Here is a 16,032-nt window from a genome sequence, read left to right as displayed (position 1 = left end):
ACCGTCCCGTCTCGCGATGCGCGGCCCCTCGCGCCGGCGCGGCGGACCGTCGAGCGCGGATCGAAATACGAGCATACGGGATCGGTCGACGAGGAGGCCACGCGGCGCCTCGCCGCGCTCCGCGAAACGCCCCGCCGCCCGGTCGGCCCGTCCGAGCATCTCGAACGCGGTCCACCGACCGGGCCGACCTCGGACTACCGGGCCGCGGGCGCCGTCGACCGCCGAGCTCTCCCGGGCCTCACTCCAGGTCGGGCCGAGAGAGCTCCGTCTCCTTGGCGGTGATTATCTCTAAGAGGGCCGGCGTGCCCTCCTCCGTCTTCTCGATGGCGCGTTCGAGCGCGGGCGCGACCTCCTCGGGGTCCTCGACGCGCTCCCCGTAGCCGCCGAGGGCCTCGCCGACGTCGGCGAAGTCGCCGCCGAACGGCGTGTCGTACGACGCCATCTCGTAGTTGTTCAGGTGGACGGTGAGGATCGGGGCGTCCTCGCGGACCGCCGTCTCGAAGTCGAGTCCGGTCATTCCGATGGCGCCGTCGCCCATGATGTTGAGACAGAGCTTCTCGGGGAAGCGGACCTTCGCGCCGATCGCGAGCCCGAGCCCGTAGCCCAACTGCGTCGTCTTCCCCCAGCCGATGTACGAGAGTGGCTCGTCCGTCTCGTAGAACGGCGCGAGGAAGTCCCGCGGGTTCCCGGCGTCGGCCGTGATGACCGTCTCGTCGGGGTCGACGACGTTCGTGATCTCGTGGATCACGCGGTAGGGGTTGATCGGGGTCTCGTCGGACGTGAGCTTCGGCTCCCACTCGTCGAGCCAGTCGGCCTTGACCGCCGCGATCTCCTCGGCCACGTCGTCGAAGCGGCCGCGGTCGTCGTCGACGCGCTCCGCCACGGCGTCGGTCACCGCGTCGAGGACGAGCTGCGCGTCGCCGACGAGCGCCATCTCCGAGCCGACGTCTTTGTCGATGTCGGTGGGATCGAGCGTCGAGTGGATCACCGTCTTGCCCTCGGGGACCGTGATCCCGTAGGCGGTCTCGGTGAAGCTGCAGCCGACGCCGAAGAGGACGTCGCACTCGTCGAGGAAGTGCGCGAGCTGTCCGGGCTCGCTCTTGCTCCCGGCGCCGAGCGAGAGCGGGTGGCTCTCGGGGAAGGCGCTCTTCCCGTTCAGGCTCGTGGCGACCGGCGCTTCGAGCGTTTCGGCGAGCTCCTTCAGCTCGTCCCATCCCTTGGCGTAGTGAACGCCCTGTCCGGCGAAGATGACCGGGTTCTCCGCGTCGACGAGGGCGTCCGCGACCGCCGGGACCGCGTCGGGGTCCACGCCCGCGCGGTTGGCGCTCGACGGCTCGTACTCGAAGTCGCCGATCTCCTCCCAGAAGACGTCCTTCGGCACCTCGACGACCGCGGGGCGGGGGCGGCCGTTGCGCGCCGCGGTGAACGCCCGGCGGAACGTCTCCCCGACCGCGTCCGGGTCCGAGAGCTGCTCGCACGTCTTGCTCACGCTCTGGTAGCTCACCAGGGAGTTGAACTTCGGATCGACGTCCGTCTTGGCGCGATCGTAGCCGGCCGGGATCGCCACCAGCGGCGACGACTCGCCGTACGCCTGCGCGACGGCGCCGATGGAGTTCTCCGTCCCCGGACCGTGCTGGCAGGCGCCGGCGACGACCTCGTCGCCGGACGTGAGCCGGCCGATAGCGTCCGCCATGTGGACCGCCGTCCGCTCCTGACGAGTGATGATCGTCCGGAGACCGGCGTCTTCGGCGGCGCCCGTGTCGAACAGCGGGTTACTCGGGAATCCGAACAGATACTCTACACCCTCCTCTTTCAGTGCTTTCGCGATGGCTTCTGTAACGTTCATCTTTTATTTGATCGTATACTTCTGGCTCCGGTCCGGGGTTAAATAAAGGTACCTGTCGAGGCCGGTTTCGTCGCTTCGAGCGTCGCTGCGGTCCGAGCCGTCGCGGCCGCGTCCCTAATCTTGCCGGCTCCCGAAGGACTGATACGCCGCTGTGACGACGGTCCGCGTATGTCAGACCGAGCGCAACTCGATACCCTGTCCGTTCACGACTCCGTCGAGAACGTCATTCCGCCCGAGGCCTTCGTTAAGGCGTTCGACGACCTCGACCTCGACGTCGGACTGGTCGGCGACGGCGAGAGCTACGACGAGACCGACGCCGTCGCCACCTACGTCCCCCGACCGGAGTTCCTCGACGCGGGGTGGGTCCACTGTATCCGCGCCGGCTACGACGAGTTCGACACCGCGGCCTACGAGGCGGCGGGCGTCCCGCTCACCAACAGCACCGGCATTCACGACACCACCGTCAGCGAGGTCGCGCTCGGCTACATGCTGTCGCTCGCGCGCCTCCACCACGTGTACCGCGACCACCAGAATGAGCGGCAGTGGTACACGCCGGCGTACGAGCGGCCGTTCACCGTGGAGAACGAGCGGCTCTGCGTCGTCGGTCTCGGAACGATCGGCCGGGGGATCGCCGAGCGCGCCGACGCGCTCGGGATGGACGTGATCGGGATCAGACGGTCCGACGAGCCGGTCCCGGGCGTGTCGGAGATATTCGACCCGTCGGACCTCCACGACGCCATCGACGACGCGCGCTTCGTCGCGCTCGCGCTGCCGCACACCCCCGAGACCGACGGGCTCATCGGGGAGGCGGAGTTCGAGGCGATGCGCGACGACGCGTACCTGATCAACGTCGCCCGAGGCCCGTTAGTCGACGAGACCGCGCTCGTCGACGCGCTCGAGAGTGACGCGATCGACGGCGCGGGGCTGGACGTGTTCGAGACCGAGCCGCTCCCAGACGACTCCCCGCTCTGGGGCTTCGAGGACGTGATCATCTCGCCGCACAAGGGGTCAGCGACCAACCGGTACCACCTCGACATCGCCGAGCTCGTGACGGAGAACGTCGAGCGCTATCAGGCGGCCGAATCGCTGCGGAACCGCGTCGCGTAACCCTTCTCGGCCCGCTGCCGATCCGCAGCCGAGATGTTTCGTCATTCCGAACGACTGATTATCGAGTTTTCGGAATATCGTACATTACGACGTTGTCTTGCTACTGGTGTTTTTTCGAGCCATTTCGGACGTTCCGTCGGCTTTGACCGAAATATCGCCTGTTTCGGTCAGTCACCGAGAGCCAATACGACCGAATCCGATCCAGATCCGGGTCGAATCACCCACCGTCGAGAAGAAAATCGGTTTCCTATATTCGAACTGCGAGTCGTGTCATTCGTTCGGCCGGCGAGCGGCTCCGCTGCCGAATTCGGCTCATTCACCCGTTTCATTACATTACTACGATTGTAATGATGTCGACTGGTGGTGTAATTGTAATTCGCGTGTGTTCACGACCGTCCGTGGGTGAGGTTGACCTCGATCACGTTCGCCGTCCGGTTGAGGCTCTCGGTGTACGCGCGCCGCTGCTCCTCGGGCTTCAGGCGGCTGATCGGCGTCATGATGCTGATCGCGGCGTTTCGACGCTCCCCCGTCTCGATCGGCGTGCCCACGCATCCGAGCCCGCCCAGTCGCTCCTCTTCGTTGTACGCGAACCCCTCCTCGCGGATCCGGTCGAGCTCCTCGAACAGCGCGTCCCGGGTCGTGATCGTCTCGTCGGTCCGAGCCGGCAGCCCGTGCCGGTCGACGATCTCGTCGACTCGCTCGTCGGAGAGGCTCGCGAGCAGGGCCTTGCCGAGCGCCGTCGTGTGGAGGTAGACGCGGCGTCCCAGGTGGACGTCGAAGTCGATCGCCTGCCGGCCGCGAGCGGTGTAGACGTAGATGCCGAGCCCCCGCTCCTCGAACAGCAGGTTCGCCAGTTCGCCCGTCTCCTCGGCCAGCTTGCGCACCTCCGGCTTCGCGACGTCGTAGACGCCGTCGTACTGCCGGGCGATCCCGCCGAACTCCAGGCAGCGGAGACCGAGCCGGTAGCCGTCCTCGCGCTTGACGACGAGCCCGTGCTCCTCCAGCGTGATCAGGTGCTTGTACACCGTGCTCTTGGCCAGGTCCAGGCTCTCGACCAACTCCGCGATAGAGACTCCCTCATCCCGGTCTGCGATGGCCGTCAGTACACGCATGGAGGTCCCCGTCGCCCGTACCGACTCCGTTTTTGGCCTCTCCATGCGCTACCTCACCGAAGGCGGGTAATAAGAATTATGGGGCGGCCGTCGAGGTGGCTGTGTCGGGGAGAGTGTGTTCCGAACCGAGACTTCCTCGGTTTCCCAAACTCATTACGGCATGATCGTGCTGCCCTCCTCTATTCTAATACAGTGTTTCATAGAGGGATCGAGTCGCTCGGATTCGGACGCAGACTACTCGAGACGACGGGCGGCTCGTAATTGATCGACAATCACCGGGCCGAAGCCTCGAATCGTGGTGGTGCTGAAAAAATTACATTAGTGCGGGTGTAAAGACGACGAAGGCGAGTTCAATTCGGATCGCTTGATCCATGACAAACGTATGATTGTAATGGGAATATGCTCGGATCCTATCGGCATCAGGACATCGAGTTCTCGAGTTCGAACTCGTTTGCGACGCCGAGGAGAGTTCTCGGGATTTCCTCTTCGAACCGATCTTCGGTCATCCGATTTGCGGGACTGGCGACGCTAAAGGCACCGACCACACGGCCATCGGAGCCGTCGACGGGGACCCCGACGGCCTTCACTCCCTTCAACTGCTCCTCGTCGTTGAAAGCGACACCTCGGTCCTCGACAGCTTCCAGTTCCTCGAGTAGCACGGACCGGTCGGTGATGGTGTTCTCCGTGCTTGCAGGGAGTCCCCACTCTTCGATGATGTCGATGACTCGCTCTCGAGGGAGCCGGGAGAGGATCGCCTTTCCGGCAGCGGTCTGGTGGAGGTGGAACCGCTTGCCGACGGTGGAGTACTTCCAGACGGCGTGCTTCCCGGAGTAGGTGTACATGTAAACACCCCGACCGTTCTCCTCGACGACGAAGACGGCGCGACACTCCGTCTCCCGAGCGAGCTGGTCTGTGTACGAGTCGGCGATCCTGTAGGCGTTTCGTCTGTTGCGAACGTAGTCGGCCAGTCCGAGGAAATGGAGGCTGAGGTGGTAGCGGTCTCCTGATTTGACGACGTAATCCGCGCCGACGAGAGTCGAGAGGTGAGCGTGAACGGTGCTCGCCGAGAGGTCGAGCGCCTCCGCGAGCTCCGTCACGCGAGCGCCGTCCAACTCGCGCAACTTCTCCAGGATCTCGAGCGAGGTCATCGTGGCCTGAATCTGCCGACTGCCGCTGTTACCGTTCATGCGTACGCATATCCCCGGTAGTATATAAAGTTCGCGTGTACCGAACCGCGAGATACTTCCTCGATATCATTCAAGGATTAAATACCTGGTAGCACGTGACACGCCAACATAGTATATAAAATTCACGTCTCCACAACCGTTCTCCGAGAATAAGCGAGCGGCGGCTTTCCGTCGGCAGGCGGGACCCGCAACTCCGAGCCGTCGAAAGTTGCGATCCCGACCCGTTTGAGAGCGCGATCTGGCCGAACCGGACGCGAAAGCTCCGGTGTTCGGTGGAGGATAGCGACTGAGAGAGGATTCGCGCATCCCGAATATGCGTGGACAATTCGAACGCTCGGTCGGGTCTCTCGAAGCGTCGAGACTCAGATTCCGAGCATCTCGCGAGCGTCCGCGGGGGACGCAACGGACCGTTCGAGTTCGTCGGCGATGCGTGCGGTCCGCCTGACGAGCTGCGCGTTGCTCTCGGCGAGTTCTCCCTTCCGGTAGTAGACGTTGTCTTCCATTCCGACGCGGACGTGACCGCCCATCGTGATGGCCGCCGTCGTCATCGGGAGCTGGTGTCTGCCGACTGCGAGACACTGCCACTCGACGGGGTCGGGCAGGTTATCGACGAAGGCCTTCAGGTTATGCGGCCCGGGCGGCATCCCGTTCTGCATCCCGAAGATGACCGTCGCCCAGTACGGTTCCGCGAGGAGCCCCTTCTCGATCAGGTGTTCAGCCTCCGGGATGTGGCCCGGATTGAACAGTTCGAGTTCGGGTTTGACCCCGGCCGCACGCATTCGCTCGGCGTACTCCTCGTTCTGTTCGCGCGTGTTCTCGGCCGTCCGCGTCTGGCCGAAGTTGATCGGACCGAGGTCGACGGTCGCCATCTCCGGTCGTGGATCCGTCTCTAGCACCGGAGCGATGCGCTCTTCTCGCGGGTAGATGCCGCCACCGCCCGTGGTGAAGTTGACGATGATGTCGTCGCAGCGCTCGTCGATTTCGTCTCTGAGCTCCTGATACCTCGCCACCGATTTCGTCTTGTTCCCGTCTTCGTCACGCGCGTGGAGATGGACGATCGACGCCCCCGCCTCCTCACAGGCGGCGACGTCCCGTGCCACTTCGGCGGGCTGTGTCGGAAGATTCGGATTCGCTTCTTTTCCTTGATGTCCCCCGGTCGTCGCGACGGAGATGATGAGCTTTCGGTCAAAGTGATCTCTGTAGCCACTGTATGGCATACCTCAACCGACCCATCTCAACGTGTTAATTCTTCCGGGGACGCGCCTGAGACGACCGGTTCGTGACGCAACGCGGACCCGCGACAGTTCCCGGACTCACGGCTGTCGCTCGGTAGTGCGTCTGCACGTGCGAGGCTCAGTTTGGGTGAAATACCCTAATGTTTATTAACACTGTTCGGAATGTGAGCGTATGCAGCAAGATAGCACAGCGCTGGTTACCGGTGGCGGTCGCGGTATCGGTCAAGCAATCTGCGTCGAACTGGCACAACGCGGGGCCGATATCGTCATCGCCGACCTGAACGCCGACGAGATGCAGGAGACGGTCGAACTCGTCGAGGCCGAGAACGGGCGTGCCCGCGCGCTCGAGACGGACGTCACCGATCTCGACTCCGTCGAATCGACGGTCGAGACCGCACTCGAGGAGTTCGGCAACGTGGAGTGGCTCGTTAACAACGCCGGCATCGCCGGACCGACTGCGCCGTGCGAGTCCATCGTCGCGGACGAGTGGGACGCCACGCTCGACGTGAACCTCCGCGGAGCGTTTTACACCTGCCGGACGCTGCTTCCCTCGATGAAACGACAGTCGTACGGCCGCATCGTCAACATCTCCTCGGTGACAGGGAAACGGCCGCTCACCCAGCGGACACCGTACGCGGCAGCGAAGATGGGTCTCATCGGCTTCACGCGAACGCTCGCGGCCGAGGTGGGCGACCACGACATCAACGTCAACGCGATCTGTCCGGGATCGGTCGACGGGCCCCGCATCCGGCGCGTCTTCGAAGAGAAAGCGGAGGCTACCGGTCGGTCCTACGAGGCGGTCCGATCCGACGCCGAAAATCAGAGTCCCCGGCACGAACTGGTAAACAGAGAGGATGTCGCGAACACTGTCGCGTTTCTCTGTTCGACCGACGCCGATCGGATGACCGGACAGGATCTCAACGTCTCGGCAGGCAAAGTGATGTACTAACGATTCGCCGTAGCGACGCCCTGTGACGGACTGACGAATCTCGGTGCATAAGCCAGCAGGAACGGACCGCGCCCGGCGAGAGGGATGACTAAGGAAGTGTATCGTATGATCGACCATAAACTATATAACCGGTGACTCTCCACACCCTATTGACGCAAACATGGCACAAGATAGCACCAACCAGACGAGACGCCGGTTTATGAAGAAAACCACCGTCGGCGGGTCCGCGATCGCATTGGGTGGTCTCGCGGGATGTACCGGAAACTCGGGCGGTGACGGCTCATCGGGTGGGGACGGCTCGTCCTCGGACGGCTCGAACGGCTCGGACGGATCCGATGGCTCGATGACATCGATGGCGTCCATCGCAAACCGACAGAACTCCTACTGGCTCAGCTGGGAGAAAGGCTACCTGGAGGCGTGCGAGGCCTTCGGCTACGACACGAACGTCCAGACGAACAACGGCGAGGTCCAGACGCAGCAGCAACAGTTCGATTCGGCGGTCTCTAACGACGCCGACTTCATCGTCGGCCAGACGTACACCAACGCTGCCGCGATCACGCTGGCGGAGACGCTGGTGGAGGCGGGAACCCCCGGTGTCCTCGCCGTCACCATCGCCGACTGGTACGTCCCGCAGGACGCCGGCGGGGAGTACGTGACGTTCTTCACGCCGCACTTCGTCAACCACGCGTACAGCGCCGCGAAGATGCTGTTCGAGTCGATGGACGGCAGCGGGAAGTTCGTTCACATCGAGGGGAACCGAGGGACGGCCCCGAACATCGGCCGGAACAAGGGCGTCGATCTGGCGATGCAGGAGTACCCCGACATCGAAATGGCGGGGCCACGCCAGCCGGGCAACTGGATTCGCTCTGACTCTCGGTCGGTCATGAACGACAAGGTCTCCCAGTTCGGCGACGAAATCGGCGGCTTCTTCGGCCAGAACGACGCCGACGCGCTCGGTGGAATCACCGTCCTCGAGGAGAACGACATCGACGTCCCCGTCGTCGGCATCGACGCCAGCGAGCCCGGACTCGCGGCCATCGACGAGGATCGGATGACCGGCACCGTCTCGGGCATGGGCCCGTGGCAGGCCGGCTGGTCGGTCGCGAAGTGTCACGACTTCCTCAACGGACACACGCTCAGCGACGCGGAGAAGATGATGTCGTTCAACGCGCCGGTCTGCGTGAAGAACCCCGACGACTGGACCGACACGATCGACCGGCTCCGGGTCGTCGACGCCGCCGACTACAACGAAGCGATCTTCTCGGGCGAGACGCCATACGACTGGAAAAAGATGTCCGTCGTCGAGTCCGGCGAGGACGCTTGGGACCCACAGATCGACATGCAGCCAATGAGCCTCGACGGCATGAAAGAGGTTCTCGACTGGAAAGAAGACGACAAACCGAGCGGCTATTCGCTCCCGGGCGCGTACACCGATAGCGCGGTTCAAGAGGAGACGGCGCAGCAGTACGTGGACCGATTCCAGTCGAATCCGCTCAAATAATCCTTGTCAAAATCCCCCATGGCATCACAGACACATACCAACGCGACGGACGCGGGCCAACCCGACCCGACTGACGGGGGCGACCACAGCTTTCGCGTCGAGGGTATCTCGAAGTCGTTCCGCCACGTGCAGGCCCTCAAAGACGTGTCGCTGGCCGTCGACCACGGCGAGGTCATCGGGCTGGTCGGAGAAAATGGCGCGGGCAAGAGCACACTTCTGAACATCCTGACCGGCGTGTTGCAGGCCGACGAGGGACAGCTGTTCGTCGACGGGGAAGCGGTCACGTTCACGAACCCGCGTGAAGCGGCGAACTACGGCGTCTCGCTCGTCCATCAAGAGCAGGACATCATCAAGACCATGCGGGGGTACGAGAATCTCTATCTCGGGCGAGAGCTCGAACGCCTCGGAGTGCTCGAGAAAGAGAAGATGCGTAAGGAGGCGCAGGCCTTCGTCGATGACTTGGGCATCAATATCGACGTGGACGAGCGCGTCCGCAACTACTCGTTCAACGAGCGCCAGATGCTCGAGATCGCGAAGGCGTTTCACGTCTCACAGAAGTCCGAGAATCCCGTCATCCTCCTCGACGAACCGACGGCCGCGCTCGAGGAGAGCGGCCGCCAGATCCTCTTCGACCTCGTGAACGACCTGCGGGACCGGGCGACGTTCGTCTTCGTCTCCCACGAGCTCGACGAGGTGCTGCAGATATCCGACCGGATCTACGTTCTCAAAGACGGCGAGCGCGTGGCGGACATGGCGACGGCCGACGCCACCACAGAGACGCTGCAGAAGGCGATGGTCGGCCGGGAGACCGCCGACGAGTACTACCGGGTCCCCGACCAGCAGCGCGACACCGAACTCGGCGAGACGGCCCTGACCGTCGACGGCGCGGTCCACGGTGACGCGGTCGGGCCAATCTCGCTTTCCGTCCGTGAGGGCGAGATATTCGGGATCGTCGGCGTCGAGGGCTCGGGAAAACAGCAGTTGGGTCGCCTGCTCGCGGGCGACCTCGCCATAACCGAAGGCTCGGTGTCGGTCGGCGACACCACCCTGCAGAGCCCGACGGTGTCGGATATGGTCGACGCGGGCGTCGGCTACATTCCGAAAGACCGGAAGTCCGAGGGCCTGTTGCTCTACCAGTCGGTGTTGGTCAACACCTCTCTCGCGATGGTCCGGGACATGAACGGCAACGTGCCGTTGCTCGACCTCGACGCCGAACGGCAGGCGACCGTCGACGCCATCGAGGAGCTGTCGATCAAGACGCCGGGCCCCGACGCGCTGGTTCACGGCCTGAGCGGTGGGAACCAGCAGAAGGTCGTCATCGCCCGTTGGCTGGCCCAAGAGACGCCGATACTCGTGATGGACAACGTGACCCGAGGCATCGACGTCGGTGCCAAAGAGGAGGTGTACCGTCTCTGCCGTGAGCTGACCGACCAAGGCGTCTCGATCGTCTTCATCGGCGACGAGCTGCCCGAGGTCATCGGTATGTCCAACCGCATCGCCGTGATGGCGAACGGAGAGTTCGTCGGCGAGCCCATAGACGCCTCGCCGGGGAACAAACCGACCGAACAAGACCTGATACAGGAGATGATCTGACAATGAGTACAAGTGGCGTCAGCGAGTGGATCACCGACCAGCGAGAACAGCGCACGCTCCACGACTGGATACAAGACTTGGGCCCGTTCGTCATGCTGTTCGGGCTGATACTCACGTTCTCGTTCACGACGGACCGCTTCCTAACCGAGGCCAACCTGCTCGACAACGTCGCGAAAAACGCCGTCACGCTGTTGTTGGTGGCGCTTGCGGGGACCTTCCCGATTCTCCAGCAAAGCATCGACCTCTCTGTCGAGTCGATCGTGCTACTGACGGGCGTTGTGACCGTCGTCCTGATCTCGCAGTTCGGCTTGGGCCTCTTAGCCATCCCGATCGCCATCGGTGCCGGGATGCTTGCTGGCCTGTTCAACGGTATCATCTTCACGAAGCTCAAGGTCCCTTCGTTTCTCGTCACGCTCGGGACGCTCTCGGTGATGGCCGGGGTCGGGAAGATCATCACAGGCGGGTCGACCATTACGTTCCGGAACCCCGCCATCCGAACCATCTCGAACGGCGAGGTCTTGGGTATCCCCAACCTCGTGCTCTGGGGGCTGCTCATCTACGTCGGCACCATCGTCCTCGCGTTCCGGACGAAGTTCGGCCGGTACTGCTTCGCGCTGGGCGAGAACGAGCGCGTCGTCGAACTGGCCGGTGCGAAGGTCGACCGCTACAAGATCTACCCGTTCGTACTGTCGGGACTGCTCTGTGGGACCGCCGGCGTCTTGCTGACGCTGCGTATCTCGTCGGCCTCTCCGAACATCGGGAGCGGGCTCTTGCTCCCCAGCATCGCCGCCATCGTCATGGGCGGGACGGCCCTGACCGGCGGTGTCGGTGGGCCGCACCGAACTATTCTGGGGGTGCTCGTCATCGCGGTGCTGAACAACGGCATGAACCTGCTCGGCATCGACTCGTTCGTCCAGGAGATAATCCTCGGACTCGTGGTGGTCGGGGCGGTGGCCCTGTCGATCGACCGCGAGAAGATCGACGTGGTGAAGTAGAACGTCGCGTCCCGGTTCCCCTTTTTTCCGCCTTCGCCTTCCCGCGTGACCCGTCCGTTCGCGCCTCTCAGTCGCGTCCGGAACGAAACGAGACGCCCGCCGCGTCCGACAACCCGCGACGGGCAACGCGCGCTGGAGTACGCCCGTTCGATCCACGGCGGCGACGAATCCGTCTCCGTCTGCGCCATCGGCTACGGAGCGTCCGTCACCGATCCAGAATCCAAGTCGCCGGGCGCTCCCCGGAAAAAAGAGCGAGAAAACGGTCAGTCGGCGCTCACGGCGGTATCGACGTGCCCGCTCGGGACGGTGCCCTCGTCGGTCCAGCCGCGGCGCTCGTAATACTCGTCGAGCGCCGCTTCGAAGTTCGGCAGCGAGTAGGGGAGCGCGTCGTCTTCACGGTCGACGCCGCGATGATTGTTGAAGTGTCGTTCGAGGTCGACGACCTTCGATCCGACCGCTAAGAGCGTCTCGTAGTCGGTCGAGAACAGTCCCTCGAGCCGTTCGGGCGTCATGAAACTCCGCGAGAAGCGACAGATGATCCCGCAGTCCTCCAGCGCGCGGGCGTTCTCCTGCTCGATGACCATCTCGGGTTTCCCCTCAAGGCCCGTGGGATCGTACGCCTCCTCGCCGTCGACCAGGGGATACTCCCACGCGTACATCGTGGTAAACATGTGGTCTGCGCCCCTCGTGGCCGTCGCGTACGACAGCCCCTGGCCGTTCAGCGTGCGGCCGTCGTGGGCGGCGAAGTCGAGCCCTTTCACGGTCCAGTTCTCGACGCCTAACTCCTGGTGGAACCGGTCGATCCCCCCTGCGAGGAGGTCGCCGACGCCCTCTCGATGAGCGATCTTCTCGACCATCTCGAAGATCAGCTCCGTGTTCCCGAACTCCCCTTCGCTCGCCAAGTAGGCGGAGACGACGTTCCCGCAGGTGATGCTGTCCAGTCCGTACCTATCGCACAGCTCGTTCGACTGCATCACGTCGACGATATCGTCGACGCCGGCGTTCGACCCGAACGACATCACCGTCTCGAACTCCGGTCCCTCCGTCTCGACGCCTCGTTCCTCGTCTTTCGTCGGGAGCTTACAGGCGAACGCGCACGACGAGCAGGTCGCTTTCTTGAACTTCTTTTCCTCGACTCGGTCCCCGTTGATCCCTTCGACTCCCTCGAACTGCAGCTCGGAGAAATACCTCGTCGGCAGGGCCGACACCTCGTTGGCCAGTTCGGTCACCGACGTCGTCCCCTGCCGTTTCATGATGTGGTCGGCGGTGGCCGCGGCGCGGTGGACGTCCGTCTGGATGGGGGGGATCTCGATCTCCGGGCTCGAATCGCCGTCGAACGTGATCGCCTTGACCCCCTTGGCCCCGAGGACGGCGCCCAGCCCCCCGCGGCCGAACGCTCTCGACTCCGAGGTCATGATGGAGGCGAAGCGGACTCGATTTTCCCCGCCGGGGCCGATACAGGCGACGTGTTCGCTCTCCATGCCGTGTTCCGTCTCGATATACTCGACCGTTTCCGGTACCGTCGCGCCAGCGAGGTCCGGGACGGGTTCGAACTCGACGCCGGTGTCGGTGACGTGAACGACGACGAGTTCGTCGCTCGCGCCCACGAGTTCGACGGCGCTGTAGCCCGTCGCAGCGAAGTTGCGCGACATGAACCCGCCGGCGTTCGACGAGAGTAGCCCGCCTGTGAGCGGCGAGATACCCGTGCAGTTCATCCGACCGGTGAACGACATGGTCGACGACTGCATGGGTCCAGTAGCGAAGTAGAGCCGGTTTGCCGCGCCCAGCGGGTCGGCGTCGAACGGGAGTCGATCGTGCGCGAGCCGCGTCGCGACGCCGCGCCCGCCGATGAACGTTTCGTTTATTTCGTCGATGTCGGTCGTTTCCGTCGAGCGATCGCCGACGTCGACCGTTAAGAGGGGTCCCTCTGCGTGAAGCATGCACACAGATGTCGCGGGTACGAAATAATAAGTGTTGCTCACCCCCTCCCGATTCAGGCGGTGAAGCCGCCGTCCATGACGAGATTGTGGCCCGTGACGAACGACGACTCGTCGCTCGCAAGGAACAGCGCCGCGTCCGCGACCTCCTCGGGTTGGCCCGCCCGCCCCAGCGGCGTCTGATCGAGAATGCCGCCGGCCGTGTCACCGTCCTCCATCGTCATCGCCGTCTCGATGAACCCCGGATTGAGGGCGTTGACGCGGATGTCATGTTCGCCGTGCTCGACGGCTAACTCCCGGGTCAAGTTCGTCACCCCGCCTTTCGAGGTACAGTACAGCGAGGAGTTCTCCAAGCCGCGGATGCCGCCGATCGAGGACATGTTGATGATGCTCCCCCCCTCGTCCTGCTCGCGCATCACCTCGACGGCCGCTTGGCTCCCGAAGAACACGCCCTTGAGATTGATGTCCATGAGCCACTCGTAGTCCTCCTCCGTGACGTCCGCTAAGGGCTTTTGACGCTCGACGCCGGCGTTGTTGACCATCACGTCCAGCGATCCGAACGCTTCGACGGTGGCGTCGACCGCCTCGTGGAGGTCGGCGACCGAGCTGACGTCGCAGTGGACGAATTGGGCGTTTCCGCCACCGGCCTCGATGAGATCGTGTGTCGGCTCACCGCCCATTCGCGGGTCGTCGCGGACGTCCGCGACGGTGATGTTCGCCCCTTCCTCGGCGAACCGTCGAGCGATCGCCCGTCCGTTGCCGGAGGAGCCGCCGGTGACCAGTGCCGTCTTCCCTTGCAGACGCTCGGACATAACGGATGAAGCTGCTACTGCCGCTCAGATAAGTGTTTCTCGGGCTCCGGCCCAGTTGTCCGTATCCCGGCTCAATCGCGCACCGTCAACACACACACCCTTCCCGCCGCTAACCCAAATGTTTATTAATGATTCATCTGTCCTACCACACGAGATGTTAGACAGTGGCTCACTTGTAGTGGACTCCGTGTCACACTGCTTCAACCACACGCCGGAGAATCACAAACACCCGCACGCACAGGTCTGGGACGACGAGACGTACGAGATGGGGGCGAAGATCCTCCCGGACGGGTACGTGCCGTCCGAAGAGGTCTTCTACCGCGATCACCAGCCCGAAGAGCTCGCTCGGCTCCTCTTTTTGGAGAGTCAGATCGACTACTCGGTGTACCACTCGCTGCCGCTCGACGACTACTTCCACGACGGCTACGTGTCCCGTGAGAAGGGGTTCGAGTTCATGGAGCAGAATCAAGAGCGCGTGTCGATGTACGTCGACGTCAACCCCCTCGAAGACGACGCGGGCGACCAGATAGAGGAGTTCGCCGCGAAAGACGGGGTCGAGGGCATCAAGTTCTATCCCGCGCGCTACCAGAACGGCAACGACCTCTCGCTCCAGCTGACCGAAGACGCCGTCTGGCCCCTCCTCCAGCGGGTCGCCGACTCGGAGGTCGACACGCTAGCGATTCACAAGTTCATCCCGTTCGCGACGGCGCCCGTCCGCTATTTCAAACCGGACGACATCGAAGACGCCGCCAACTCGTTCCCCGACATCAACTTCGAGATCATCCACGCGGGCTTCTCGTTCGTCGAGGAGACCGTCCTCGCGATGGCGAGCCACGACAACGTTTACGCCAATCTCGAGAACACGGCGTGTCTCGTCAACACCCGCCCGCGGAAGTTCGCGAAGGCGCTCGGTGAGATGCTCTACTGGGCCGGACCGGACCGCATCGTCTACGCCGGCGGCGCGACGGCGCTGCATCCGCAGCCCCCCATCGACGGCATCTGGAACTTCGAGATGCCCGAGGACCTCATCGAAGACTACGACTACCCCGAAGTCACCAAGGACATGAAAGAGAAAATCCTCGGAAAGAACGCGCTGCGCCTCCTCGATAAGGACCCAGAGCAGATTAAAAAAGACATCAAGGGCGACAAGTGGGACCAGCTCCGGGATGAGCGCGAAGAGAGCGGCGACTACCCCGCCGAGCCCTGGTCGACTTACGAGGCCGACTCGGCGCTCGCGTCCGACGACTGATCATGTCTGCACACACCGACCCATACGCGCGAACGGAAGCGGCCACGCACGTCACTCCGGACACGGAGTTCGACGACGAGCGCAAAACACGGATTAAAGCCGAACTCGACGAGGTACTCGACCCCTGTAGCTGTATGAGCGATCATCCGATCAGCATCCTCGATCTAGGTCTCGTCGAGTCTATCTCCGTCGACGACCGCGACGTGGAGGTAACCCTCCTCTTGACCTCACAGCGGTGCACGTACTTCCTCGATATCAACGACGAGGTGCGCGAGCGCGTCGAGGCACTCGACGAGGTCGACAGCTGTGAGGTCCACCAGGACACCAGCGGCCAAATCTGGACCAACGACCGGATGTCGACCGAGCAGCGAAAGGCCAGACGGAAGCGCTTCCACGATCAGATGGAAGCCGCCGGCGTTACGCCCTACGCCGAGCGGTCCGACTGACTGCAGGAGCCGAATCGGCCGAGTCGACCCTTCGACCCGTCGACTCCACGTTCTTTACGTGCT

The 16,032-nt window shown here is 63.5% G+C and carries 13 protein-coding genes; 7 read left to right on the top strand and 6 right to left on the bottom strand.

Annotated elements, in window-relative coordinates; all coding sequences use genetic code 11:
- Nucleotides 1-238 precede the first annotated feature (238 nt).
- Nucleotides 239-1,846: a thiamine pyrophosphate-requiring protein gene (locus DJ82_RS08415; RefSeq protein ID WP_094581555.1), complete on the bottom strand. Its 1,608-nt coding sequence runs from the start codon at nt 1,844-1,846 to the stop codon at nt 239-241.
- A gap of 168 nt (nt 1,847-2,014) precedes the next feature.
- Between DJ82_RS08415 and ddh the strand changes: the two genes are divergently transcribed.
- Nucleotides 2,015-2,953, top strand: a complete 939-nt coding sequence (ddh, locus tag DJ82_RS08410) for a D-2-hydroxyacid dehydrogenase (protein ID WP_094581554.1) — start codon at nt 2,015-2,017, stop codon at nt 2,951-2,953.
- A gap of 386 nt (nt 2,954-3,339) precedes the next feature.
- Here ddh and DJ82_RS08405 read toward each other — a convergent pair whose 3' ends face one another.
- From DJ82_RS08405 to DJ82_RS08395, 3 genes are all read right to left on the bottom strand, one after another.
- Nucleotides 3,340-4,110, bottom strand: coding sequence for an IclR family transcriptional regulator (locus DJ82_RS08405; RefSeq protein ID WP_094522095.1), 771 nt, complete (start codon nt 4,108-4,110; stop codon nt 3,340-3,342).
- 374 nt (nt 4,111-4,484) lie between these two features.
- A complete protein-coding gene (locus tag DJ82_RS08400; RefSeq protein ID WP_094558718.1) occupies nt 4,485-5,252 on the bottom strand; it encodes an IclR family transcriptional regulator in 768 nt (255 codons plus the stop codon).
- Between the two features lie 362 nt (nt 5,253-5,614).
- Entirely contained in the window at nt 5,615-6,469 is an 855-nt protein-coding gene (locus DJ82_RS08395; RefSeq protein WP_094558719.1) for a 3-keto-5-aminohexanoate cleavage protein, read from the bottom strand.
- Between the two features lie 190 nt (nt 6,470-6,659).
- Between DJ82_RS08395 and DJ82_RS08390 the strand changes: the two genes are divergently transcribed.
- The 4 genes from DJ82_RS08390 to DJ82_RS08375 all read left to right on the top strand — a co-directional run bounded on the left by DJ82_RS08390 (nt 6,660) and on the right by DJ82_RS08375 (nt 11,525).
- Entirely contained in the window at nt 6,660-7,436 is a 777-nt protein-coding gene (locus tag DJ82_RS08390) for an SDR family NAD(P)-dependent oxidoreductase (protein WP_241881475.1), read from the top strand.
- A gap of 160 nt (nt 7,437-7,596) precedes the next feature.
- Nucleotides 7,597-8,937, top strand: coding sequence for a sugar ABC transporter substrate-binding protein (locus tag DJ82_RS08385; RefSeq protein ID WP_094581553.1), 1,341 nt, complete (start codon nt 7,597-7,599; stop codon nt 8,935-8,937).
- Between the two features lie 18 nt (nt 8,938-8,955).
- Entirely contained in the window at nt 8,956-10,530 is a 1,575-nt protein-coding gene (locus tag DJ82_RS08380) for a sugar ABC transporter ATP-binding protein (protein WP_094581552.1), read from the top strand.
- A 92-nt stretch (nt 10,531-10,622) separates the two neighbouring features.
- The gene (locus tag DJ82_RS08375; RefSeq protein WP_094558724.1) at nt 10,623-11,525 is read left to right on the top strand and encodes an ABC transporter permease; all 903 of its coding nucleotides are present in this window, start codon (nt 10,623-10,625) and stop codon (nt 11,523-11,525) included.
- A 263-nt stretch (nt 11,526-11,788) separates the two neighbouring features.
- Here DJ82_RS08375 and DJ82_RS08370 read toward each other — a convergent pair whose 3' ends face one another.
- Nucleotides 11,789-13,465 carry an aldehyde ferredoxin oxidoreductase family protein gene (locus tag DJ82_RS08370; protein WP_094581551.1) on the bottom strand — a complete coding sequence of 559 codons (1,677 nt, stop codon included), beginning with the start codon at nt 13,463-13,465 and terminating at the stop codon, nt 11,789-11,791.
- Between the two features lie 53 nt (nt 13,466-13,518).
- The gene (locus DJ82_RS08365; protein ID WP_094581550.1) at nt 13,519-14,274 is read right to left on the bottom strand and encodes an SDR family NAD(P)-dependent oxidoreductase; all 756 of its coding nucleotides are present in this window, start codon (nt 14,272-14,274) and stop codon (nt 13,519-13,521) included.
- A gap of 154 nt (nt 14,275-14,428) precedes the next feature.
- Here DJ82_RS08365 and DJ82_RS08360 point away from each other — a divergent pair, with 154 nt between their 5' ends.
- A complete protein-coding gene (locus DJ82_RS08360) occupies nt 14,429-15,523 on the top strand; it encodes an amidohydrolase family protein (protein WP_094558189.1) in 1,095 nt (364 codons plus the stop codon).
- Nucleotides 15,524-15,525: 2 nt separating this feature from the next.
- A complete protein-coding gene (locus DJ82_RS08355) occupies nt 15,526-15,969 on the top strand; it encodes a metal-sulfur cluster assembly factor (protein ID WP_094558190.1) in 444 nt (147 codons plus the stop codon).
- Nucleotides 15,970-16,032 lie beyond the last annotated feature (63 nt).

This window comes from Halorubrum sp. Ib24 (assembly GCF_002252745.1).
GTDB lineage: Archaea > Halobacteriota > Halobacteria > Halobacteriales > Haloferacaceae > Halorubrum.
This window is presented reverse-complemented; position numbering and strand designations above follow the sequence as displayed.

Coding starts and splice junctions, on each gene's coding strand:
- DJ82_RS08375 (WP_094558724.1), top strand. CDS start 10,623: ATGCTGTTCGGGCTGATACTCACGTTCTCGTTCACGACGGACCGCTTC.
- DJ82_RS08405 (WP_094522095.1), bottom strand. CDS start 4,110: ATGGAGAGGCCAAAAACGGAGTCGGTACGGGCGACGGGGACCTCCATG.
- DJ82_RS08370 (WP_094581551.1), bottom strand. CDS start 13,465: ATGCTTCACGCAGAGGGACCCCTCTTAACGGTCGACGTCGGCGATCGC.
- DJ82_RS08390 (WP_241881475.1), top strand. CDS start 6,660: ATGCAGCAAGATAGCACAGCGCTGGTTACCGGTGGCGGTCGCGGTATC.
- DJ82_RS08395 (WP_094558719.1), bottom strand. CDS start 6,469: ATGCCATACAGTGGCTACAGAGATCACTTTGACCGAAAGCTCATCATC.
- DJ82_RS08415 (WP_094581555.1), bottom strand. CDS start 1,846: ATGAACGTTACAGAAGCCATCGCGAAAGCACTGAAAGAGGAGGGTGTA.
- DJ82_RS08385 (WP_094581553.1), top strand. CDS start 7,597: ATGGCACAAGATAGCACCAACCAGACGAGACGCCGGTTTATGAAGAAA.
- DJ82_RS08360 (WP_094558189.1), top strand. CDS start 14,429: ATGTTAGACAGTGGCTCACTTGTAGTGGACTCCGTGTCACACTGCTTC.
- DJ82_RS08365 (WP_094581550.1), bottom strand. CDS start 14,274: ATGTCCGAGCGTCTGCAAGGGAAGACGGCACTGGTCACCGGCGGCTCC.
- DJ82_RS08355 (WP_094558190.1), top strand. CDS start 15,526: ATGTCTGCACACACCGACCCATACGCGCGAACGGAAGCGGCCACGCAC.
- DJ82_RS08400 (WP_094558718.1), bottom strand. CDS start 5,252: ATGAACGGTAACAGCGGCAGTCGGCAGATTCAGGCCACGATGACCTCG.
- DJ82_RS08380 (WP_094581552.1), top strand. CDS start 8,956: ATGGCATCACAGACACATACCAACGCGACGGACGCGGGCCAACCCGAC.
- ddh (WP_094581554.1), top strand. CDS start 2,015: ATGTCAGACCGAGCGCAACTCGATACCCTGTCCGTTCACGACTCCGTC.